Annotated in this window: 19 protein-coding genes; 6 read left to right on the top strand and 13 right to left on the bottom strand. The window is 64.0% G+C overall.

All coding sequences use genetic code 11. From position 1 onward, the window contains the following. The first annotated feature begins 116 nt into the window (after positions 1-116). The 6 genes from ABEJ63_RS00615 to ABEJ63_RS00590 all read left to right on the top strand — a co-directional run bounded on the left by ABEJ63_RS00615 (position 117) and on the right by ABEJ63_RS00590 (position 5500). Positions 117-1484, top strand: a complete 1368-nt coding sequence (locus ABEJ63_RS00615; RefSeq protein ID WP_375794395.1) for a geranylgeranyl reductase family protein — start codon at positions 117-119, stop codon at positions 1482-1484. Positions 1485-1525: 41 nt separating this feature from the next. Beyond that, the gene (locus ABEJ63_RS00610) at positions 1526-1945 is read left to right on the top strand and encodes a cox cluster protein (RefSeq protein WP_375794394.1); all 420 of its coding nucleotides are present in this window, start codon (positions 1526-1528) and stop codon (positions 1943-1945) included. A 49-nt stretch (positions 1946-1994) separates the two neighbouring features. Continuing rightward, a complete protein-coding gene (locus tag ABEJ63_RS00605) occupies positions 1995-2315 on the top strand; it encodes a DUF6684 family protein (protein ID WP_375794393.1) in 321 nt (106 codons plus the stop codon). Between the two features lie 55 nt (positions 2316-2370). After that, positions 2371-4191 (top strand): cbb3-type cytochrome c oxidase subunit I, encoded by a 1821-nt coding sequence (locus ABEJ63_RS00600; RefSeq protein WP_375794392.1) that lies wholly within the window; start codon positions 2371-2373, stop codon positions 4189-4191. A gap of 162 nt (positions 4192-4353) precedes the next feature. Continuing rightward, positions 4354-4626 (top strand): cox cluster protein, encoded by a 273-nt coding sequence (locus ABEJ63_RS00595; RefSeq protein WP_375794391.1) that lies wholly within the window; start codon positions 4354-4356, stop codon positions 4624-4626. A 37-nt stretch (positions 4627-4663) separates the two neighbouring features. After that, positions 4664-5500, top strand: a complete 837-nt coding sequence (locus ABEJ63_RS00590) for a hypothetical protein (RefSeq protein ID WP_375794390.1) — start codon at positions 4664-4666, stop codon at positions 5498-5500. Here ABEJ63_RS00590 and ABEJ63_RS00585 read toward each other — a convergent pair. The 13 genes from ABEJ63_RS00585 to ABEJ63_RS00525 all read right to left on the bottom strand — a co-directional run bounded on the left by ABEJ63_RS00585 (position 5494) and on the right by ABEJ63_RS00525 (position 22592). After that, positions 5494-6174 carry a thioredoxin family protein gene (locus ABEJ63_RS00585; RefSeq protein ID WP_375794389.1) on the bottom strand — a complete coding sequence of 227 codons (681 nt, stop codon included), beginning with the start codon at positions 6172-6174 and terminating at the stop codon, positions 5494-5496. The genes ABEJ63_RS00590 and ABEJ63_RS00585 overlap by 7 nt on opposite strands. A gap of 1 nt (position 6175) precedes the next feature. Further along, entirely contained in the window at positions 6176-6919 is a 744-nt protein-coding gene (locus ABEJ63_RS00580; RefSeq protein ID WP_375794388.1) for an ABC transporter ATP-binding protein, read from the bottom strand. After that, a complete protein-coding gene (locus ABEJ63_RS00575; RefSeq protein WP_375794387.1) occupies positions 6916-7674 on the bottom strand; it encodes an ABC transporter ATP-binding protein in 759 nt (252 codons plus the stop codon). Before ABEJ63_RS00575 ends, ABEJ63_RS00580 begins: the two co-directional genes overlap by 4 nt. Before the next feature lies 1 nt (position 7675). Continuing rightward, the gene (locus ABEJ63_RS00570; RefSeq protein WP_375794386.1) at positions 7676-8935 is read right to left on the bottom strand and encodes a branched-chain amino acid ABC transporter permease; all 1260 of its coding nucleotides are present in this window, start codon (positions 8933-8935) and stop codon (positions 7676-7678) included. Then, entirely contained in the window at positions 8932-9882 is a 951-nt protein-coding gene (locus ABEJ63_RS00565; protein WP_375794385.1) for a branched-chain amino acid ABC transporter permease, read from the bottom strand. The genes ABEJ63_RS00570 and ABEJ63_RS00565 overlap by 4 nt, the downstream gene beginning before the upstream one ends. A gap of 123 nt (positions 9883-10005) precedes the next feature. Beyond that, entirely contained in the window at positions 10006-11346 is a 1341-nt protein-coding gene (locus tag ABEJ63_RS00560) for a substrate-binding protein (RefSeq protein ID WP_375794384.1), read from the bottom strand. Positions 11347-11437: 91 nt separating this feature from the next. Then, positions 11438-13423, bottom strand: coding sequence for an acetate--CoA ligase (gene acs, locus ABEJ63_RS00555; RefSeq protein ID WP_375794383.1), 1986 nt, complete (start codon positions 13421-13423; stop codon positions 11438-11440). A gap of 84 nt (positions 13424-13507) precedes the next feature. Then, on the bottom strand, positions 13508-15502 hold the full coding sequence (locus ABEJ63_RS00550) for a bacterio-opsin activator domain-containing protein (RefSeq protein WP_375794382.1): 1995 nt from the start codon (positions 15500-15502) through the stop codon (positions 13508-13510). 129 nt (positions 15503-15631) lie between these two features. Further along, positions 15632-17527, bottom strand: coding sequence for an acetate--CoA ligase (locus ABEJ63_RS00545; RefSeq protein ID WP_375794381.1), 1896 nt, complete (start codon positions 17525-17527; stop codon positions 15632-15634). A 79-nt stretch (positions 17528-17606) separates the two neighbouring features. After that, positions 17607-19304 carry a methylmalonyl-CoA mutase gene (locus tag ABEJ63_RS00540; RefSeq protein ID WP_375794380.1) on the bottom strand — a complete coding sequence of 566 codons (1698 nt, stop codon included), beginning with the start codon at positions 19302-19304 and terminating at the stop codon, positions 17607-17609. Positions 19305-19352: 48 nt separating this feature from the next. After that, on the bottom strand, positions 19353-20159 hold the full coding sequence (locus ABEJ63_RS00535) for a CBS pair associated ParBc domain-containing protein (RefSeq protein ID WP_375794379.1): 807 nt from the start codon (positions 20157-20159) through the stop codon (positions 19353-19355). A gap of 38 nt (positions 20160-20197) precedes the next feature. Beyond that, the gene (locus ABEJ63_RS00530) at positions 20198-21670 is read right to left on the bottom strand and encodes a DHH family phosphoesterase (RefSeq protein ID WP_375794378.1); all 1473 of its coding nucleotides are present in this window, start codon (positions 21668-21670) and stop codon (positions 20198-20200) included. A 49-nt stretch (positions 21671-21719) separates the two neighbouring features. Beyond that, positions 21720-22592: a CbiX/SirB N-terminal domain-containing protein gene (locus ABEJ63_RS00525; protein ID WP_375794377.1), complete on the bottom strand. Its 873-nt coding sequence runs from the start codon at positions 22590-22592 to the stop codon at positions 21720-21722. Positions 22593-22655 lie beyond the last annotated feature (63 nt).

The raw sequence follows: 22655 nt of genomic DNA, 5'->3' as shown, positions 1-22655 counted from the left end.
AGCCCAGCCAGACTCTGGTTGGGCGGTGATGAGAGTTGTAGAGACGTTGCGTCCCACCGGTACGTGGTCGGCCCGTCCCGACTGTTTTTTCACGCCTGCTTTGTAAACGGTTGCTAATGACAGCAGAAGCCTACGATGTGGTCGTCGTCGGCGGGGGGACCGCAGGAGCCTTCGCCGCCGCGACGGTCGCCCGCGAAGGGCTCGACGCGGTTATCCTCGAGCGCAAGTCGCCGGAGGAGGCAGGCCATATCGCTTGCGGCGACGCCATCAAGGGGAAGTCAACGTTCCCCGATGTGGTGGACCTCGACCGCCTACGCGAGGAGTCCTTCTCCAACCAGGGTATCGAGCGGGCGGTGTTCCTCAACCCCGGCGGCGACGAGGTAGAGGTCGGCTTCGACGACCCAGGCGCGGTTATCGACCGGAAGCGCTACGGCGAGGTGCTCCTCGAAGAGGCCGAGGAGGCAGGTGCGGACATCCACTACGACACCGTCGTGAAGGACATCCGCCAGAACGGCGCGGTTCACGGCGTTACCGCCGTATGCAAGGGAACCGCCAAAAAGTACGACGCCGAGGTAGTCATCGACGCAGCGGGCGCGCTATCGTTGTTGCAGGACAAAACCGACTTTGATGGGACGACCTTCGACACGAACGTCGACTACCGGCAGTTCTGCTCAGCGTACCGCGAGGTCATCGAGACGCGCGAGCCGGTCGATTACGACGACGCCATCGTGTTCAAACCTACCGAAGAACTCGGCTACCTATGGTACTTCCCGCGGACCGCCCGTGAGATCAACGTCGGGCTGGGATTCCAGATGAACAAAGAGCCGATGAAGCTGGTGCAGACGCTCCGCGAGGACGTCCAAGAGCGGCCCGAGTTCCGCGACGCGACGGTCCGTGACAAGTTGGGTGCCGCGCTCCCGACCCGCCGGCCGTACGACTCGGCGGTCGCACCCGGCTACATGGCCGTCGGCGACGCCGCCGCCCACGTCAACCCCTGCACTGGCGGGGGGATTCCGGGCGCGGCGAAAGCGGGCCACTGGGCCGCACAAGCCGCCGTTGAGGCCATCGACGAAGAGGTGACCGACGATGAGGCGGCGCTGTGGGCGTACAACCGAAAGGTGCAGACGGACTTCGGTAAGAAGTTTGCCGCGATGGATCTGTACAACATCTGGGGCGGCAGCTACGATGTCGACGAGTTGGTTGACATCGTCTCAGCTATCCCTGGCCAGCAGCTGGCGGACGCCATCGGCCGGGAGGGGACCACATCGATGGGATGGCGACTGAAGCTGAAGACCGCACTCGACACGTTCGGCCACTGGGGGACGCTGACGGAATTGGCACGGGTTAACCGTATCGCTGGCCGGCTGAAGGAGGTATACGAGTCGTACCCCGACTCGCCAGACGGGTTCGCGGAGTGGCGCAACCGCCGGGACGCGCTGATGGACGAGTTCCACGAACTGACCGGCGCCGCCCGCAAATACTGAGGACCGACGAGGCTTTGGGGCGGCCAGCACCAATGAAGGATATGGCACAGGGAGAGACAGAGGGGGTCGCAGCCAGCGATGCTTCGAAGGCGAGCCCGTGGCCGGTGTTCGTCGCGCTCGGGCTGGCAGTTGGCGAGCTGGGCGTGTTCATGGGGCTGTACCCGGTCGCCGTCGGCGGACTACTGCTATTCGTTGGGAGCGTCGCGGGCATCGTCCAAGAGGCCGGCTACAGTGAGCGGCCCTGGCGGCTGCTGGCCGGCCTCGGTGCGGTGCTCGTGCTCGTGGGCGCGTGGGTCGTCACCTCCCAGACGGGCGTCCGCGTCGATGCCGTGCTGGGGGCAGTTGCGGGCGCGGACGATATCGTGCTCCGCGGGTTTTCTATCGCGGCGGCGGGAGTCATCGCGCTGGCGGCCAGCGCGGCAGGTGCGGCCGTCGTCGACGGCGACCCGCTGGCGACCTGAGCCGGCCGTGACCCGTAACCTCTTAGACGCGGTAGCCTAAGCGTCGGGTATGGTCTCGACGTTCGACCGCGAAACGCTCCTCGATCTGATTGTCAACGCCATCCCGCTCGCGATGATGGCGTTCTTCATCGCTGTCTTTGCGCTGTTCAACCCATTTGGATCGGACCCGGCCAGCACCGCCATCCAGTTCGCAATCGTCGTGTTGACCTTCGGCGGACTGTTCGTGCTCACCTATTACTCTGGGAAAGCTATCTCCAACGCCGAGGAGGAACTGGAAGCGGAGCCGGCGGAGTTCGCTGAACCGGAGGCCGCGGCCGCAAACCCCGACGAGAACGCGGAGTACGCGGAGCTAGACGACGGGTCCGACTGAGGCTTCGCTGCCCGGGAACACAACCTTTCTTATCACCCAGACCCGAAGGCCGAGCATGGCTGGAGAACAGCTCGCGCTGACCGTTCTGATGGGGGTCTTCCTCGTGGGAATCGTCGCACTGCTCTCGCGCATGGAGAATCTCCGCACGTACTCCCCACTCGGAGGCGGTAGCGCCGGCTACGGCGACGAGACGGACCACGGGCACAAGCCTGCGGGACTGGTCCGGTGGCTCACGACGGTCGATCACAAAGACATCGGTATTCTCTACGGCGTCTACGCGACCATCGCGTTCGTCTGGGGCGGACTCGCGGTGATGCTGATGCGCGTCGAACTCGCGACGCCCGCGATGGACGCGCTCGCCGGACTTGGCGGCAACGCCTTCTATAATGGACTGTTGACGAGCCACGGGATCACGATGCTGTTCCTGTTCGGGACGCCGATCATCGCGGCGTTCTCCAACTACTTCGTGCCGCTGCTCATCGGCGCCGACGACATGGCGTTCCCCCGTATCAACGCCATCGCGTTCTGGCTGCTTCCACCGGCAGCGCTACTCATTTGGGCGGGCTTCTTCCTGAAGCCGCTGACCGGCGGCGAGGTGGCAGCCGCCCAGACGTCTTGGACGATGTACACGCCGCTGTCGGCAGAGCAAGCTAACGCAGGGGTCGACCTGATGCTGCTCGGGCTTCACCTGTCTGGCGTTTCCGCCACGATGGGGGCAATCAATTTCATCGCGACCATCTTCACCGAGCGCTCGGATAAGGTGAACTGGGCGAATCTTGATATCTTCTCGTGGACCATTCTCACCCAGTCGGCGCTCATCCTCTTTGCGTTCCCACTGCTTGGAAGCGCACTCATCATGTTGCTGCTCGATCGGAACTTTGCGACGCAGTTCTTTGCTGTCGAGGGCGGGTCGCCCATCCTCTGGCAGCACCTGTTCTGGTTCTTCGGCCACCCTGAGGTGTACATCCTCGTCCTGCCGCCGATGGGGCTGGTCTCTTGGATTCTGCCGAAATTCTCCGGCCGGAAGCTGTTCGGCTACAAATTCGTCATCTACTCGACGCTGGCCATCGGTGTCCTTTCGTTCGGCGTCTGGGCCCACCATATGTTCTCGACGGGCATCGACCCGCGCATCCGGGCGTCGTTCATGGCCGTCTCGCTAGCCATCGCCATCCCCTCCGCCGTGAAGACATTCAATTGGATCACGACGATGTGGAACGGGAAGATACGGTTGACGGCGCCGATGCTGTTCTGTATTGGCTTCGTCGCCAACTTCGTCATCGGCGGCATCACCGGTGTGTTCCTCGCGGCCATCCCAATCGACCTCGTCCTGCACGACACCTACTACGTGGTCGGCCACTTCCACTGGATTGTGATGGGGATGATTGCCTTCGCTGGCTTCGGAGCCATCTACTACTGGTTCCCACTCGTCACCGGGAAAATGTATCAGAAGACGCTCGCCAAGTGGCACTTCTGGCTCTCAGAGGTTGGCGTCGTCGTGACGTTCTTCGCGTTCCTGCTGCTGGGCTATCTTGGGATGCCGCGGCGGTACGCAACCTACGAGTTCAACGAGGCCATCGCGCCACTGACGCAGGTGACCACGCTCCACCAAGTCGCGACGGTCGGCGCGTTCATCATCCTGTTCGGCCAGATTATCTGGGTCTGGAACATGGCCCAATCGTACATCGAGGGGCCGGCCGTTGAGGACGGCGACCCGTGGAACCTCAAGGAAACCGGTCAGCACTCCCGTGAGTTCCAGTGGTTTGAGGACCAACTTACCGCAGATGAGGACTCGCTGGCACTGACGGACGGCGGCGATGAAGAGGTGCGGACCGACGGCGGGGACGTCGAGTCGGCGGTGCGGCGCGTCGACGACTGACCCCGCTTAACTCAGGCTCGTGAGCACGAGCACGATACCAGTGAGAAACATTAGGCTCGCAATGGCCGCGAGCACGCCCAACAGCGCCTCCTTCTCTTCCATGCCGGCTGTTCGCGCCTCGCGGTCAAAAGGCTAATCTTCCGACCGCTCCCGGGTCTACATGTGAGCGAGACGGAACCGGAGACCGGCGGTCGACGGCTCGTCGTGACGGTATACGTCGCCATCGTTCTACTGACGGCGTGTATCGGTTTCGTCATCGGCGCTATTGGCCCGCAGGGGCTCGACCCGGAACTGTTCGGACTCATCCAGCTGCCGCCGACGCCAGTCGGGATGGCCGTCTACGGCGGCACCACCATTGCGCTCCTGCTTGGCGTGCTGCTCGGTGGGGTGGTCTACGTGGCGGACCGCTACGACGACGCCGATGCCCGCGGCTAGTGGGTGGCTTTACGCGACGGCGGCCCATACACGGCGTATGCGAACCGCCGCCCTCGTGTGTCTGCTCGTCGTCCTCGCGGGCTGTAACGCGCCAGCCGGCGGCGGGAGCGTCGAGACGCCGGCCGAAACGGCAACACCCGCGCCTGTTCCGGCGGACGAGACGCTCGCACCTGGAGTGACTCGTGAGGGAGTTGTCTCACCTGAAAGTCTCGCGGAGGCACACACCGCGGCGCTCGAGAACGAATCATACACGCTCATCGCGAACCGGACGGAACGGTACGCGAACGGCACCGTCCGATCGGGTCTCGACCTCCGGGTGGAGCTTGCCACAGACCGGAGCTACGCCTCACAGGCGGCGACGACCGGTCCGGAGGGACCGGTGTTCCTGGGTCGGCCACCAGCAGGGGCTGGCTTCTGGTCGAATGGATCTGTCTACGTGCGTCGGCTTGCGCGTGGCAATTCGACGATCTACAACGAGTTCCGCCCGCTTGATGACGGCGCCGGCACGTGGGGCTACTGGGTGCGGACGGTGCCGTTCGGGGGTGAGCAGGCGGACCCCACCTCCTTTTACACCGGCGTATTCCGCTCAATTGCCATCGAGTCGATTGAGCAACGCGAGGCGAATGGGACCACAGCCTACCGACTCTCTGGGGGTAAGCTTCGACAGGCGTCGTTCACCAGTGAGTTCACCGATGTGAGGAATGTCTCGCTGACGGCGACGGTAACAGAGCAGGGAGTGGTGCGGTCGCTCGTGCTCCGGTTTTCCGGGACCACCGACGGCGCGACGGTCGATATCGAGTGGCGTGTCCGCTACCAGAACGTGTCGGCGACGACCGTTGAACGGCCGCCATGGTTTGACCGGGCTGTTCAGTAGGCTTCGTCGAACAGCTCGGCGAGTCGCTCGGGCTTTCGGCGACTCTCCAACGTCTCGTAGAGTTCGCCACCGACAAACGCCATTGTCGCCGGCGCTGCAGACACCTCAAACTCGCGACGGAACGCGTTGACCGATTCGCCATCGACGCCAGCGACCGCCACGCCGTCAGGGATGTGTGCACGCACCTGGTCAAGCTCCGTCTTCATTGCCTCGCACGGCTCGCAGTGGAGCTTCCAAACAAAGATGACCGTGTCCGGGTTGGACGCGAGGAACGACTCGTAGTCGTCGTCTGTTAGTTCGACCATCTCATCCGGAACAGGCGAGACGGGGGCCACATCAGCCACCATCCCCGCCATCACGACGAGATCGTTGCCATCGACCGTCACGTCCTGGTCGTCTAAGTACGACTGGAGCGTAAGGTAGGCAATCAGCTGCGAGCGGGTGATACCGAGCGAGTCGATGCGGTCGCGGGCCTGCGCGATCGACAGCTCGAACAAGTCTGCAATCGTCTCTTGGAACGTCGCGTCGTCGACCTCGGCGTAGGTGTCGTGGTAGACGCGCTTTGCGGCGTCGAACGATTCTGTTACGGCAACCTGGCCGTCATCCGTTTCTTCGAACACGCCGTGCTCAAGGAGGAAGTCGTACCGGTCGGTTGCATCGGTGAGTTCCTGCATCTTAGACACCCAGATACCGCTCGCGGGTTTCCTCATCTTCTCGGAGCTCTTCGGCTCCACCCTCGAAGACAATCCCCCCTTGGTCAATGATGTAACACTTGTCGGCGATGTTGATTGCCGCCGCAGCGTTCTGCTCAACGAGAAGAATGGTGGTGCCCTCGTCGTTGATACGTGCAATAGCGTCTTCGACGTCGTCGATGATCTGGGGCGCGAGCCCCTCGTACGGCTCGTCGAGCATCAGCAAATCCGGCGCCTGCCGAAGGGCTCGCGCGATGGCGAGCATCTGCTGTTCACCTCCAGAGAGGGTACCAGCCTTCTGATTCTGGCGCTCGTCGAGTCGGGGAAACGCGTTATAGAGCTCCGAGAGGGGCCGAACGTCTGGTAGGTCAGGCACCTCTCGGCCAACTGTGTTCGACGAGTTGCGAGACACCTCCGAGAGGTGGAGATTCTCTTCGACGGTGAGATTCGAGAAGACCCGTCGCTCCTCCGGAACGAGACCGATACCACGGATAGAGATGTCCTCAGTCGGTTCCGCCGTGATATCATCCCCACGGAAGGTGATAGAACCGGACTGGACCTCCGGTGGCCGCGCACCCGCGATTGACCGGAGCGTCGTTGTTTTGCCCGCACCATTGCGGCCGAGCAGTGCACAGATTTCGCCTTCGTCGACCTCCATCGAGAGATCACGGAGGATGTGGCTCTCACCATAGTACGCCTCCACGTGCTCGACGGTAAGCAGACTCACAGTTCGACACCCCCGAGGTATGCCTCCTGAACATCAGGATCGTCCTGCACCTCTTGGGGCGTAGCGTCGGCGATGATTGCCCCGCGATTGAGGACGGCGATACGGTCGGCGATGCGGAAAATAACTTCCATGTCGTGTTCCACGAGGACGATGGTGAGCCCGAGGTCCTCTTGCAGCTGTTCGATAAGGTCGACGGTCGCGTTCGTCTCCTCGGGCGACATGCCAGCCGTCGGCTCGTCCATAAACAGCAGGTCGGGTTCTGACGCCAGTGCAATAGCAATCTCCAGTCGGCGCTTGTCGCCGTACGGAAGGCTGGTCGCTTCGACGCCGCGATCCGCCCAGAGATCGACTGCCCGCAGCATCTCCTCGGTCACGTCATCTACCACATCGAACCGATCGCGTCGCTTGAGGAAGTCAAACCGGAAGGAGCCGCGCTCGGCGGCGATAGCCGCGAGCCGGACGTTCTCTTGGACAGTCATATCCGGGAAGATGGACGCCGTCTGGAACGACTTCGAGACACCCTGCTGGGTGATCTCGTGTGGTTCCTGACCAGTGATGTCATTTCCATCGAACCGGACGGCGCCCTCACTCGGCTCCAGCAGACCGGTGACAAGGTTGATGAACGTCGACTTGCCGGCTCCGTTCGGGCCGATGATGGCACGAGTCTCTCTTTGCTCGACCGTGAGGTTCACGTCGTCGACCGCTGTCAAGCCGCCGAAGCGCTTGGTGAGCCCGTCTGTCTCGAGGATAGCCATCTCAGTCACCTCCTCCGGTCTCCTCGACGTCCTCAACGGGTCTCGTCTCATCCGTGTCTCCGGCACCAGCAGTGCCAAACCGCTCGACGATACGATCGCCCAGCGAACTCAGCCCGCCGTAGATGCCGTCGGGGAACGATGCCACCACGATGACGAAGACGAGACCGAGCAGAAGCCGCCACAGCGAGCCAATCTGTGCCTCGATGATTGGGATGGTGATGCCCTGGACGACCAACGCGATGTACTCGAAGACGATGGCACCGATGAGCGGGCCGGCCAGCGATCCGACGCCGCCGACGGCCGTCATAATGACGAAGTCACCGGAGACAACCCAGTACAGGGTTGCGTTCGGATGGACGGTGAGTCCAGCTTTGTACAGCGCGTATAGCCCGCCGCCGGCGCCCGCGAAGACGCCGCTCAGGATGAACGCCATCAGTTTGTAGCGAAACACGTTCAGCCCGATAAACTCGACCCGCTGTTCGTTCTGGCCGATACCCCGGAGAATGAGCCCGTATGGCGACTTGATTATGCGGTGGGCCGCTACGATAGCAGCGATACCGACTACCGCCGCGAGGATGTAGCCGATAGTCATGTCAAGCCCTTCTGGCAGTCTCAGCGTCAGTCCCACGAACTCGCGGACCGTCTCCGAGACGGTTGCCTTCGTGTCGAAGACGCCGAACAGGCTTGCGCTGGTCTCAGCAAACGGGGTGTAGCCATCGTCGCCGTTGGTGAGCCATGCGCCCGGTCCAAACGCGTAAAAGTATAGCATTTGGCCGAATGTCAGCGTCAGCACGGCAAAGTAAACTCCCGACCGCCGGATAGAGAGGAAGCCAATCGGCCAAGCGAGTAGCGTCCCGACGACAATCCCAATAATAATCGCGAGTAGTGGGCTCGCGACTACCTCGTTGGAGAAGATCCCTGTGGCGTATGCGGCCGATCCGAACAGCGCCGCGTGTCCGAACGAGAGGAGTCCAGTGTAGCCAAGTAGCAGGTTGTAACCGACGGCAACAACACCGAACGCGAGGATGAGGTTCGGCAGGCCGCCGAAGCCGCCGAGACCGACGCCGAACAGCGTGTCAAACACGCCGAGGATGTCGATGAGGAACACGGGCAGCAGGAACAGGCCCACCGTCGCTGCGACAGCAACGAACCGTTCGCTGTCCTTTGCTTCGACTAATCGGTCTACGACGTTCGGTTCTTTTGTCGTGACATCGACCGTCGCCCCGCCATCAGTCTCCGGACCGGAGTCGGCGTCGCTCATTCGCCCACCTCCACACTGCCGAACAGGCCCTCAGGCCGGACGAGCAGGAAGATGGCCACAAACCCGAATAGGACGATTTGCGACCACTGTGGCGCTTGGAACTCAAAGATGGCCGTGACCATCCCGAGAATGATACCGCCAGTAATAGCGCCGATGACGCTACCAGCGCCGCCGATGACGACCGTCAAGAACGCCGGCACCAATGCATTGTTCGTGCCGACGCCGGGTGCCACGTCAATGATACTCCCACCGACCAGTCCCGCCAGTCCGGCCAAGGCCGCGCCGACGCCGAACACTATAGCGTACGAACGCGTAATATCGATACCAAGCATTCGGACCATCTCTGAGTCCTGAGTCCCCGCTTTTACCACCAGCCCGAAGTCGGTCTGCTCAATGATGACGTATGTGAGGACGATGAGCAGTGACGTCAGGCCGATGATGACGAACCGCCACCGCGGATACTGGCCAACAAGCGGTATGTTCGCCTGGCCCCCGACGGTGATGCCCAGCAGTTCTGCGGGGGCGTAGCTCGACTTCGGTGTCGACCCGAAGACGCGGCGGGCAATCTCCTCAACGATGAGCGCGAGCCCGAACGTCAGGAGTAGTTGCTCAACTTCGCTGCGATCATACAGCGGACGGGCAACGAACCGCTCCATAGCGACGCCGATGATGAACAGCGCGACTGGAACGATGAGCAGAGCGGCCAGGAAGCCAGCGTCTAGGCCGAACGCGCTCGGGTTCGAGACGAACCCGGCGATCGCCCCCTGTTCGACGGTCGTAGTCCCCGTGATGAAGACCCCGAGGTAGGCGCCGACGAGATACAGCGCCCCGTGTGCAAGGTTGAGGAACTCCATCGTCCCTAAGATGATCGTCAGCCCGATACCCAACAGTGCGAAGATAGCTCCCTGCTGGAGTCCCGTGAGGAGGATGCCTGCGATGTCTACCACGGCGTCGCCCTCCTGTTGAGAGTGTGTGTCATGATGTAATCCGTGCGAAGTTCCATGTGATTATCCATACCTAATGGTTTCGTATCTCATAAAATCGGAGAGAGGTCTGCGGCTATCGGTGCCTCACTCGTCGCCGTATTCGCCGAGGGAGCAGTTGGCCGCTGGGCCTGCGTCACAGGCATAGCCGGCGGTATCCTTATCGGTGCTGCCGACGATTTCCAGGATCTTGTCTTCGGTCTGCTCCTCAGGCGGCCGCCCCTGCACCACGAACACGTCGCGCATCGACTGGTGGTCACATTTACGCATGACCGCCTCGTTAATGCCGGTGTTCGCGTAGTTGATATCCTCAAGTTCACGGATAGCCTCAGGCGGGTAGAACGTCCCCGCGCGCTCAACGGCAGCGGCGTACCGCATCACCGCGGAGTAGGCCAGCCGGGCCGCGTACGACGGTTTCGCGTCGTATTCGCTGTCGTACGCTTGGGTGAACGCATTGCTGAACTCTTCATCGCGCTGCCAATTCCAGTCGACCGTCCCGAACACGCCGCCGATGTTGTCGCGGGCGCTCTGTGCGGCAATCTTGTCGTACAGCGGGACGACAATCTCCATGTCCTCGTCGAGCCCCGCGTCGAACGCTGCCGGAATGGAGTTCGCCGCGTCCGCGCCGAAGTGAATCAAAATCAGCACATCCGTCTCCTCGCGGGGGACGTCCTGCATGAACGAGGAGAAGTCGGAGGTCCCGAGCGGCGTTGGGACACTCTGGATTTTGCTCCACCCTTCCTCTTTCAGGAAGCGGGTCAGCGACTGATTGTTCGAGGAGCCCCAGGTATAGTCGGCGTACTGGATGTAGAAGTTGTTGTCCGAGCCGAACTCGTCGGCCAGGATGGGCGAGAGCGCCTTCGCGGTCATGAATGCGTTCATCATCTCCCGCTGGCCGTAGCGCACACAGTCCGCCCCCTGCGTGGCGTTCGAGTGGGTCAGACAGGACATGAACTGTACCTTCTCCTGCTGGCACAGCTTCTGAACCGAAATGGCGACCGACGAGGAGACGCCTCCGGTGACCATGATGGCGTTGTCGTTGCGAATCATCTGGGTCGCCGACTCCTCGGCCGTCGCCGGGTCCGTCGCGGTGTCACCCTCGACGGACGTCACGGTCTTGTCGAGGATGCCGCCCGACGAGAGGTCGTCCCACATGTCAACCCAGCCGCCGCCGTTGTTGAGATGCTTAACGGCAAGGTTGTACGCATTCAGTTCGTCTTGGCCCTCAGAGGCGTATGCACCCGACTGTGGGACGTTGAATCCGAGGGTCACCTCGTCACCCTCGACGGGGTAGTTACCGATCGCCGGGTATTCCGAGCTGCCGCCACCGCCCCCGACACAGCCTGCCAATCCTGCAATACCTGCCGCGCCGGCGCCCTTGAGTACGTCACGCCGGTTGATGTTCTGGCTCACGACAACAACATGCATGAACTATCGGTACATAAACGCCCCCTATAATTATACGAATTCAGCCGTGAGTGGGGCGAACGCGCCGAGACTTGGCCCCGTTCAGCTCGCGTCAGTCGGCTTGCACCTGTTCGCGAATCTGCTCGGGCACCGAAGGGTCACGCAGGGTGGTCGTGTTGCCTAGGTCCTCGTCGTTGGAGATGTTCTCGAGGATGCGCCGCATAATCTTCCCAGAACGGGTCTTCGGGAGGTCGTCAACGAAGAGAACGTTCGCCGGGCGCGCGAACTTCCCGATTTCCTCCTCGACAGCCGCCACGATTTCTTCGCGCACCTCCTCGCTCGGCTCGATTCCCTCCCGAAGGACGGCGTAGACATCGGGCACCTCGCCCTTGGCGGCATCCTCGCGGGCGGCAACGGCCGCCTCCGCGACCGACTCCACCTCGGCGACGGCGCTCTCGAGTTCCATCGTCCCCAGCCGGTGGCCGGCGACGTTCATCACGTCGTCAAGCCGGCCGAGCACGCGCCAGTAGCCGTCTTGGCCTTGGACGGCACCGTCGCCGGCCTTGTAGTTCCAGTCCCGCCAGTCGTCGGAGTCGGTGTCCGAGAAGTCCTCCCAGTAGGTAGAGATGAATCGCTCATCATTGCCGTACACCGTCTGGAGCATCGACGGCCACGGCCGCTCGATGATGAGATTGCCGGCCTGACCGCTCGCCTCGGGAATCTTGTTCCCCTCGTCATCGACCAGGGCTGGCTGGATACCGGGACACGCGCGGCCAGCGCTGCCTGGTTTCATATCATCCATTGCTGGGAGGTTTGTGATGAGGTGGCCGCCCGTCTCAGTCTGCCACCACGTGTCTACGATGACGGCATTTTCGTCGCCGATGTGCTTGTAGTACCACAGCCATGCCTCCGGCTGGATGGGCTCGCCGACTGTCGTCATGTGCCGGAAGTCGAAGTCGTACTGCTCGGGGTACTCCTCGCCCCACTTCATGAACATCCGCACGGCCGTCGGTGAGGTGTGGAAGATGTCCACATCGTACTTCTCAGCGATCTCCCAGATGCGGCCCTTGTGTGGGTAGTCAGGGGTGTCCTCGTACATCACCGAAGTTGTGCCGAGCGCCAACGGCCCGTAGACGATGTACGAATGGCCGGTGATCCAGCCGATATCCGCCGCACACCAGTAGGTATCCTCTGGCTTGATGTCGAGGACATTCTTGGAGGTGGCAGCGGCGTACGCGAGATAGCCGCCGGTGCGGTGCTGACACCCTTTTGGCTTTCCGGTCGTCCCAGACGTGTACATCAGGAACAGTGGGTCCTCAGCGTCACGCGACACTGGCTCGACTGTCTCCCGCTCGTGGTCGGCAAGCAGGTCGTCCACAAGCAGGTAGTCGTCACTTACGTCCGCGTTCGGCTCGTCGTGGCGGAGCCACGTCAGGACCTCGGGGTCGTTGTCCGCCTGCGCGACCCCTTCGTCGGCCTTCTCGATGTGCTCCAGGAACTCACCGCGCCTGTAGTAGCCGTCGATAGTGACGACGTATTCCGAGTCAGCGGAATCGACCCGCTCGGCCAGCGCTTGCGCCGAGAAGCCCGCAAACACGACCGAATGAGGCGCGCCGATGCGGGCACATGCCAGCATCGTAATTGGAAGCGCAGGCACCATCGGCATATGGATAGTAACGACATCGTCCTCCTCAACGCCGACATCACGGAGGACAGCGGCCATCTCGTTGACCCGCCGGTAGAGGTCTTGGTAGGTGATATTCTCCTGTTCGCCCTCCGATCCCTCCCACAGCAGGGCCGTCTGGTTTTTCCGCTCCTCAAGATGCCTGTCGACACAGTTGTACGAGGCATTGAGCTTCCCGCCAACGAACCACTCGAAGAAGGGTGGGTTCGAGCCATCGAACACCTCATCCCAGTGTTCGTCCCAATCAAGCAGTTCGGCGTATTGCTCGAACCCCTCGGGGAACTCCCCCACCTCGTCGTAGATGGCCGGATCCGTGGCGTTGGCCTGCCCGACGAACTCTGTCGGCGGCCGGAAGTATTCCTGTTCGCGCAGCCGCGACTCCAACTGGACGTCCGGTGTGTCCTCGTCCGACATACTAGTTTGGTATCCGCTGGACTGGCATATTAATGCCGCCGCTAACCTATACAATCCGGCAACGGCCCGCTGCGAGCAGGGCGGTCAGTCCCCGTCAAAGAAGGCCGCCAACAGCTTCCGCTGGGCCCGCCGGAGGTGGTTGTGGAGCGTCGGCGAAGAGACACCAATCGAATCGGCCAACTCCTCTGCAGTTGAGCCGCGGGGCCAGTCGAAGTAGCCGGCGTGGTAGGCCGCTTGGAGCACTGACCGCTGTTTGTCTGTAAGCCGTTCGGCCAGGGCCTGCTGGAATTCTGTCGGCGTGCGGACTGCACGCTCCACCTCGCGCTTGGCGAGGAGGCGCGTCCCAGGGTACGACTCGCGGACTCCCTCAACGAGCGCACGCACGTCCGCGCTGGGCGCTGTCTCGCAGGTGAGTTCGACGGTTCCGCCTGCCGCCCGCAGAGCTGTCACATTCGCCCCTTGGGCGATGAACGCCCCCGGGAAGGAATTGCCGTCGGCGGTCACCTCAAGCAGTGAGGCGTCGCTGGCGGCCGCAATCAGCCGCGCGGAGGCTGCCGCATCCTCAACGCGCGTCAGAGTCTCTTCCGTGGCGGCGTCTTCGACGGAGACGTAGTAAAGTAGCGACTCGCCGTCCAGCGGCACCAGGCCCTCGACCGTGAGCGTACAGTCCAGCGCCGCCGAGGCAGACGCAAACAGGGAGTCGACCTCCGAGACCTGCAGTTCCAACTCAAGCACGGCATCCGCGAGCAGCAGCCGCTTCCACTCGACGGCCGCGAGCGTCCCCGCCACGCGGCCGCCGAACGCGGCTAGCGCCCGCCGCTCATGGCCGTCCGTTGCCGTCGCAGGCACGATTACTAGGGCGCCGTGGTCGGTGCCGTCGTGCGTGAGCGGCACCGCCAGCGCAGCCGACTCCTCTGCGGTCTTCACTTCATCGTCGGCAACGGCAGCGGCCGCCAGCGCCGCTGCATCGGTCGGCTGGTCGGCCTCTCCCACCGTCGCTGCCGGCATCGCCCGCTCGAAGGGTGCCTCGAAAACCGATACACCCCGGTAAGCGTCGCCAGCCACGAGGGTCTCGCAGACGCGGTCAAACACCCCCTCGCGAGTGGATGCGCCCGCGAGCGCATCGCCGGCCGCGAGCAGCCGCGACTGTACCGACGGGAGCCGGTCGTGTGGATTAGGTGCAGAGGGAGTCGATCGCAGCGTCGCTACGAACCCGTCGGCGCCGCCGGCGGCGTCGACGGCCGCGAGCACGAGCGTCCCCTCGACAGCCTCACCACCTTTTGTCCGGCAGTCAACCGGCCCGCGCCACGTCCCTCCAGCGAGCGTCGTCTCCCACGCGGCCGTGTAGTCACGGCCGTCTGCTGGGGCTGCGACGTCGGCGAGTTCCCGGCCGACCGCGCCGACGCCGACCGTCTCCTCGAACTGGTCGTTTGCCCGCTCGACGACACCGGCCTCATCCAAGAGGAGCGTGGGTTGGTCGAGCCGGTCGAAGGCCGCGCGTACTCGGTCGTCCCCACCGTTAGCCGCCGCAAACGCGGCTGCCGCCGTCGTCCGGTCAATCGTCTCTGGCTGGGCTGCCAGCCCGTCGAGCCGCGACCAACCACCGGCCGACAGCACGGCCGCAGGCCGGACTCCCCGCGCGAGCCACGACCGCGCGCAGTGGCGCCTGAGGTCAGCCGTCGAGACGCCTGAGACGTCGGCTCCCTCCTCAGCGGCTGTCTCGACGGCCTCCCCGACGAGCATCTGCAACCGGCGCGCGCTCACCTCGAATGCCGGCGCTGAGTCGCTAATTCCGCGGTCTGCGACGTATCGGTCGAGTTCGCGCTTCAGCCCTCGCGGGAGGTGTGTCTCTCGAAGCGGCTCGCCGTCCTCGTCGCGGATGGTCACGAAGTAGTGGGCACGCCCCTCGTGGACCGTCGCAGCCACGTCGTCCGGCCGGAGTCTCGTGAGCTCCGCCGGCCGGAGCCCTGCCTCGCCGCAGAGCCGTACAAGCAACCGCTTGCGGGTGGTGCCAGCGGCCCGCCGGAGTCGTGCGTACGACTCTGCGTCGAGAGCCCCCGTCGCCGGTTGCCGTGTCATTGCTTCGCGTGGATGGCCTCACACGAAATAAACCTACGGATACCCGGGGTTATCTAGCGGCTGTGGGCTGTTTACCTGCCATAATTTTGCTACCGTGGCTCGATTTCGATTTGCCGAAAGGTATCGAAACTACTGGTCGTCGACGACGGTCTCCATCTCGCCGACCGTCTCTGGGTTGCGGAGCGCGGAGGTGTCGCCGTACTCCTCCCCGTCCGCGAGCGCGGCGAGCAATCGCCGCATTATTTTGCCGGAGTGGGTCTTCGGCAGTTCGGGCGTGAAAACGATGTCGCCGAACCGGGCCGTCGGACCGAGCCGGTCGGTGACGTGGTCGGCGATGCGACCACGGAGTCGGTCGTCACCGCCGCTACCTCGTTCGGTACAAACGTACGCGACGGCGGTCCCACCTCGCTCCTTCGACTCGACGACGGCTGCCTCCGCCACCGGCTCCACCTCAATGACGGCGCTTTCTAGCGTCGCCGGCCCGAAGGCGGTGTTGCCGACCGTGATGGTGTCGTCCTCGCGCCCGAGGAAGGTAACGTAGCCGTCTTCTATCACGGCGCGGTCGTTGGTGACGTAGAGCCACTCCCCGTCGCCGGAGCCGGCCTCACGGGCCAGTGACTGCGACATGCCGGGCCACGGTGTCGTCACTGCGAGGTGGCCTGGCTCTCCCTCCGGCACCGGCTCGCCTTCCCGGTTAACGACGGCCACCTCAACGCCCGGCACCGGCGGGCCGGCGCTGCCAGGCCGCATCGGGTCGATGCCTGGCAGCGTCGACACGAGGACACCGCCAGTCTCCGTTTGCCACCACGTATCGACAACCGGACACGTGCCACCACCAACGTGCTGGCGATACCAGTTCCACGCCTCCGGATCGATTGGTTCACCGACCATCCCCAACAGCCGCAGGCTGGAGAGGTCGTGGGCTGCCGGGTGCTGGTCACCCCACTTCATGAACGAGCGCACAGCCGTGGAAGCGGTGTAGAAGGTGTCGACGCGGTGGCGCTCGACCAGTTCCCACAGCCGGTCCTTCTCCGGCTGATCGGGTGCCCCCTCATACAGAAGGGTCGTCGCGCCCAGTGCCAGCGGCGCGTACACCATGTACGAGTGACCGGTGATCCACGCTGCGTCGGCTGCACACCAGTGAGTGTCGGTCGGCTTGATGTCGAGGACGGTGTGGCCCGTCCACGCGACGTGCGCGAGGTACCCACCCGTGGTGTGGGTGACTCGCGAGGGCTCGCCCGTCGTCCCTGAGGTGTAGATGACAAACAGCGGATCCGTCGCCGCCCGCGCCACGGGGTCTATTGTCGCACCTTCGTGGGCTGCGAGCAGCTCCGCGTAGCCGCGATGATCCTCTCCGAGGTAGACGTCATCCTCAAGTCGACAGACGACAATCGACTTGACATCGTGGTCAACGGCCATCCGCGCATTGTCGGCAGTCGTTAGCTGAGTGACGGCGTTGCCCCGCCGGTAGTAGCCGTCGCAGGTGAGCAGGTACGACGATTCCGTGCGGCGGAGCCGTTCGGCGAGTTCGTCCGCCGAGAAGCCCGCAAACACGACATTGTGGAGCGCGCCCAACCGGGTGCACGCCAGCATTGTCACGACCAACTCCGGGATGACGGGAGCATAACAGGTGACGACGTCGCCGGCCTCGACGCCCAGCGAGCGGAGCGCGGCAGCGGCCTCGTTCACCTCGCGGTGGAGGTCAAGGTACGTGTAGACGCGGGAGTCGCCGGTTGCCCCCTCCCAGCGGAGCGCGACCCGATTCTTCCGATCCGCAAGATGACGGTCGAGCAGGTTGTAGGAGGCATTGAGCTTCCCGCCAACGAACCATTCGAGCCCCTCATCGTCGCGCACAACCGTCTCGTAGGGCCGCTCCCAGTCGAGCAGGTCGGCCGCCCGTGTCCAAGCGCGCAGGCCCTCTCTCGCAAACGCCTCGCGGAGCTCGCCGGTCGCGTTGGCGTCCGCGACGAAGGAGCCGGGCGGAGACACCTCGTCGTCCCGGCCCGGGGCGTGGTCGCGTCTCATCCGAATATGCAGGGTATGGCGAAGCCGGCTATAAGCGTTCTGTCGAACGTCTGCAAGCTCGCCGTGGGATCGACCGCCGCTAGGCCAGTCCGATACGTTCGGAGTACTGGCCGTACTGCTCTTCGAACGTCTCCATGATTTCGCCCATCGTCGCGTATGCCTTCACGGCATCAACGATGTAGGGCATCACGTTTTCGTCGCGCTCGATGGCCGTCTCGAGGGCGTCGAGCCGGTCCTCGACGGCCGCGTCGTCGCGCTCGCGTTTGACCCGTTCGAGCCGCTCAAGCTGCTGGTCCTGCACTGACTCGTCGACGTGGAGTGTGTCGAGGTCCGGATCATTGTCCGTCTCGTAGGCGTTGACGCCGACAACTGTCTCTTCGCCAGCATCGACCCGCTTCTGGTACTCGTAGCTGGCCTCCTGTATCTCTCGGTGGAAGAACCCCGAGTCGAGCCCCGCCAGCACACCGTCGCGGACGGAGCCGTCCCCCAGCTCGCGTATCTCCTCGAGGTAGTCGAGTATCTCGGCTTCCATCTCGTCGGTGAGCGATTCGATGGCGTACGAGCCGCCCAGCGGATCGACGATGTCGCCGACGCCCGACTCCTCGGCGAGTATCTGCTGGGTGCGAAGCGCCACGCGGACGGCCTGCTCGCTGGGCAGCGCCAGCGCCTCGTCGTAGCTGTTGGTGTGCAGCGACTGCGTACCGCCCAATACGGCGGCCATCGCCTGCACCGTCGTCCGGACGACGTTGTTGAGCGGCTGCTGGGCCGTGAGCGACTGGCCGGCCGTCTGTGTGTGGAACTTCAGCCGCTTGGACTCCGGCAGCTCCGCGTCGTACCACTCGTCCATCAGCCGCGCCCACACCCGCCGGGAGGCGCGGAATTTCGCCACCTCCTCGAAGATGGAGTTGTGCGAGTTGAAAAAGAAGGACAGAAGCGGCGCGAACTCGTCGACGTCGAGCCCGCGCTCGAGGGTGTCCTCCACGTAGGCGAACCCGTCCGCGAGCGTGAACGCCGCCTCCTGGGCGGCCGTGGAGCCGGCCTCGCGGATGTGGTAGCCGGAGACGGAGACGGGGTGGAAGTTCGGCGTCTCCGCGACCGCGTACTCGATGGTGTCGGTCACCACGTCGAGCGACGGCTCCGGCGGGATGACCCACTCCTTCTGTGCGATGAACTCCTTGAGCATGTCGTTCTGGAGGGTGCCCCGAATCTGGTCGCGGTCAACGCCCTGCTGGTCGGCCAGCGCGACATACATCGCGTAGATGACGGCCGCGCTCGGGTTGATGGTGAAGCTGGTCGATACCTCGCCGATGTCGATGCCGTCGAACAGCACTTCCATGTCCGCGAGCGTGTCGACAGCGACCCCCTCTTTGCCTACCTCGCCGTCGGCCATCGGGTGGTCGGAGTCGATGCCCATCAGGGAGGGCATGTCGAAGGCGACGGACAGCCCCGTCTGGCCCTCGTCAGTGAGGTAGTGGAACCGCTCGTTCGTCTCCTCGGCTGTCCCGAAGCCGGCGAACTGTCGCATCGTCCATGTCCGGCCGCGGTACATTGTCGGGTACGCGCCACGCGTGTACGGTTCCTCGCCGGGGAAGCCGAGGTCCGCCTCGTAGTCGAGATCGGCGATGTCCTCAGGCGTGTAGAGCCGGTCGACCTCGTGATTCGAGACGGTAGCGAAGCGATCCTTCCGCTCGCCGTACTCGAGATACTCCGAGAGCGTCTCCTCTTCCCACTCCTCGCGGGCCTCGCGGATAGCCGCGAGTTCCTCCTCGTCGAACATGACACAGACTACGGGAACACGTGTAAAGAAGGTTGGCAGAGACTCAGCTCACTCGTCTTGGAGTCGCTCCGTCGTCTCCACTAGTGGGTGGTGGGCATAGTCGACCTCCTCGATATCATCGACAGTCTCGAGATCCTCCTTGCGTGCGGTCTCGGCCATCCCGAGTTCGACCCGTTCGGCGAGCACGATGACATATGCGTCCATCTCTTCGATGCCGAGCCGGTCGGCCGCCTTCACGCGGTGGTGACCGTCCGCGAGGAGCAGTTCGCCGCGGTTGTCGATGACGACCAGCGGCTCCGCGAGCCCGTTCTCAAGCTCGTAGCTCCGCCCCTCGAGTTCATCGGTATAGACGCGACTCTGGGTCGGAGTCAGTGCCGACAGCGAGACGGTGCGCCGCTCTTCTGCCGTATCCACGCCGTGGATGCTTGTCAACGTCTCCATCAGCTTGCGCACCTTGCTCGGGGTGGCCCGCTCTATTTGTGAGCGCACCACGTCTGCGTTGGAGATGATGCCGACGAGGTTGCCGGCATCGTCCACGACAGGGAGCCGCTGGATACCCGACCGGAGGATGACCCGGGCCGCTTCGGTGATTTTCATCTCCGGGTGGGCGACGATGATGTCCTCCACCATCACCTTGAACATCGGGTCGTTGTCGTCCGCCAGCAGCAGATCACGGGCAGTGACAAATCCCTCGACGCGGCGGCCGTTCGTCACCGGGAAGCCGGTGTGGGCGTCATCGCTCTCGCCGATGCGCCGGGCGACCTCCGCGACGGTGTCGTCGGGCGCGACCGTCGCCACGTCGCGGGTCATGTAATCACTGACACGCGGTTTCTCGTTGAGAGCGCCCGATGGCATACGCGAGATGAGACACGCCGCGACAAAAACCTCCCCGGTCAGGTACCGTCGCCTGCCTCCCGGCGCAGCGCCTCCGAGATGCCAACGTAGGAATCGCCCTCGTACACGGCGGCCGCCGCCCGATCCGGCCCAACGCCGAGCGTCTCGAAGAAGCGGTCGGTAATGACCTCTCGTAGCACATCGTCGAGCGACTCGCCAGGTTCTACGAGCGCACCGACAGGTATCTGTGCGCCCGCCATGTCGGCGTGTCCGCCCGCCGAGCCAATCTGGTCGAAGGCCTCACGGAGCGCTTCGCCGAGGTCAAGGTCCGCTCCTCGGGCGCGGGCAGAGGCGTACACCGTCTCGTCTGTCCGGCCAAAGACGAGCGTGGTTTCGACATCCTCCATCGCTAACAGCTGGTCGGCCGCCTGCGCAAGTGCGTCGCGATCGCCAACTGTGCCGACGTACGTCGTCAATACCCCTTCTCGGACGTCCCGCTCAGCGATGGCTCGCGCAAGTATCTCCACTGTCTCGACGCTAACGCTCGGCGACTCGATACGCTCGAGTGCCGCTGCGTCGGCGTGTTCGAGTAGGTGGGCACCGGCCTCGAAGTCGGCTGTCGATACCTCGCGCACGAAGTCATCGGTGTCGACCTGTATCCCGAACAGGAGGGCGGTCGCGAGTGCGGGCGAGGGGTCGACGCCCAGCCGCCGGAGGTAGTCGGTCAGCAGCGTCGAGGTAGCGCCCACGTCCGACCGAAGGTCAACGAACCGTGCCTCAACCGGCGCGCGCGGCGGGTGATGGTCGATGACGATATCCACCTCCGTGTTGGGGGGAAGCTGGTTGTTCACTCCCGGCTGGGAGTGGTCAACGAGCGCGACCGAGCCGAATCGCGAGAGGTCAGGGTCCCCCGACAGCGGTGTAAGGTCGATATCGAGTAAGTTCACCAGCGCACGGTTCTCTTGATGGGAGATTTCGCCGCAGTAACACGCCTCGGCGGGCGTACCGGCACGTTCTGCTAGCCGCCGCAGAGCAACGGCGCTTGCGATGGCGTCTGGGTCTGGATTGTCATGTGCGAAGACGGCAAGCGGCGGCTCTACATTCCGGAGGACACGCTTCAGCCGGCGACTGCGGAGCCCCTCGTCGCCAACCCGATCCATAAGAAACGACCGGACGGACTCGCGGGGGTCAACGACGCTGTCGGCGACCCGCTTGAGAGCTGACAGGTCCTCGTCGCTGGGAGCGTGGCCGGCGTACGCGAGCAAGTGTGCATTTGGATACCGCTCTGCAGCCAATCGGGCGACTACACGGTTTCGGGCTGGGTCGTCGCCGCCGATAACGACTGTGTCCGGGTCAACGTCGATATCGGCGAGTACGTCCGGGTCGGTTGGGTCGCCCCGGGTCGCGGAGACACCCTCCGCGCGTAGCGTCTCCACCCGGTGTTCGTCTGTCGTGACGACGTGGGTCGGGTGTCCCTCGACTGCGAGCCGGCGGCCGACCGACCCGCACCCCAACACGAGCCGGGATGGCATGTCTCGGACTCTGCCCGCGAGGCGCTAAAACCCATTGTTCGGCCAACGGTCAGTCGGCGCCGGCCGCGCGGGTCTGCTCGCGCACCCGGGCGACGGCATCGCCCACGTCGGCGCCTGCGTCGGCGGCTCGTTCGAGCACGACATCGGCCATCAGTGGCTCCGTCCCCACTGCCCCAGCATACCAGATACGCGTCTCCTCGACCGTCGCTGGCGTCTCCCAGCCAGTGCGGTAGTCGTCGGTTAGCCCCATGTCCTCAGGGATGTCCTCTTGAGTGTGGTAACCGTCGGCGATGAAGAGCGGGACGACCACCACGTCGTCACTCTCGAAGTAGTCGGTCACGTCGTCTACCTCAGGGTCCTCGTCCATGTAGAGATCCTGCACCTCGTCGAACCGGTCGCGCTCGCGGATGCGCTCGGTATGATAGCGGATGGCCTTCGCGGAGTTCTCGTTGCGCTCGGTGCCATGGCCCACGACGGCCAGCCCGAAGCCCTCCCCAACGTCGGGGTCACCGGTAACCGACTCCGCGCGCCGGACGATGACATCCGTCATCGCGTCGTGGGTACCGACCGGCCCACAGTAGTGGACGCGCTTGCCAGCGACGTCCGTCGCGGTGACCGTCGTGTAGTCGGCGCTGGTCCCGTCTGAGTCCCACTGGGCGACATCGAACCCCTCGAGTCGGAGTTCTCGCGGGATGACCTGTTCCGTGAAGTACCCCTCCGAGATGAACAGCGGGACGACATACACTTCCTCGCTGTCGACGGTGCGGAGCACCTCGCGGAAGTGGGGCTCTTCCTTCCAGAAGCCGGTCGCCACCTCATCGAAGACGCCCGCCTCGCGGATGGTGTCGGCGTGATGGTACGTCGGCGTCGACGAGTCCGGATTGAGGTGTGACCCGTGGGCGACGATGATGAGCGCTGGCATACCCGACGGGAGGGGCGGCGCGCGCTTAGGGGCTTCGGAGCGGTAGCCTTTCCTCGCCCTCCC

It is taken from the genome of Halosegnis sp. (assembly GCF_042216475.1).
In the GTDB taxonomy this organism is placed as follows: domain Archaea; phylum Halobacteriota; class Halobacteria; order Halobacteriales; family Haloarculaceae; genus Halosegnis.
The sequence above is the reverse complement of the archived record's forward strand: the minus strand, read 5'-3'. Positions and strand labels throughout refer to the sequence as shown.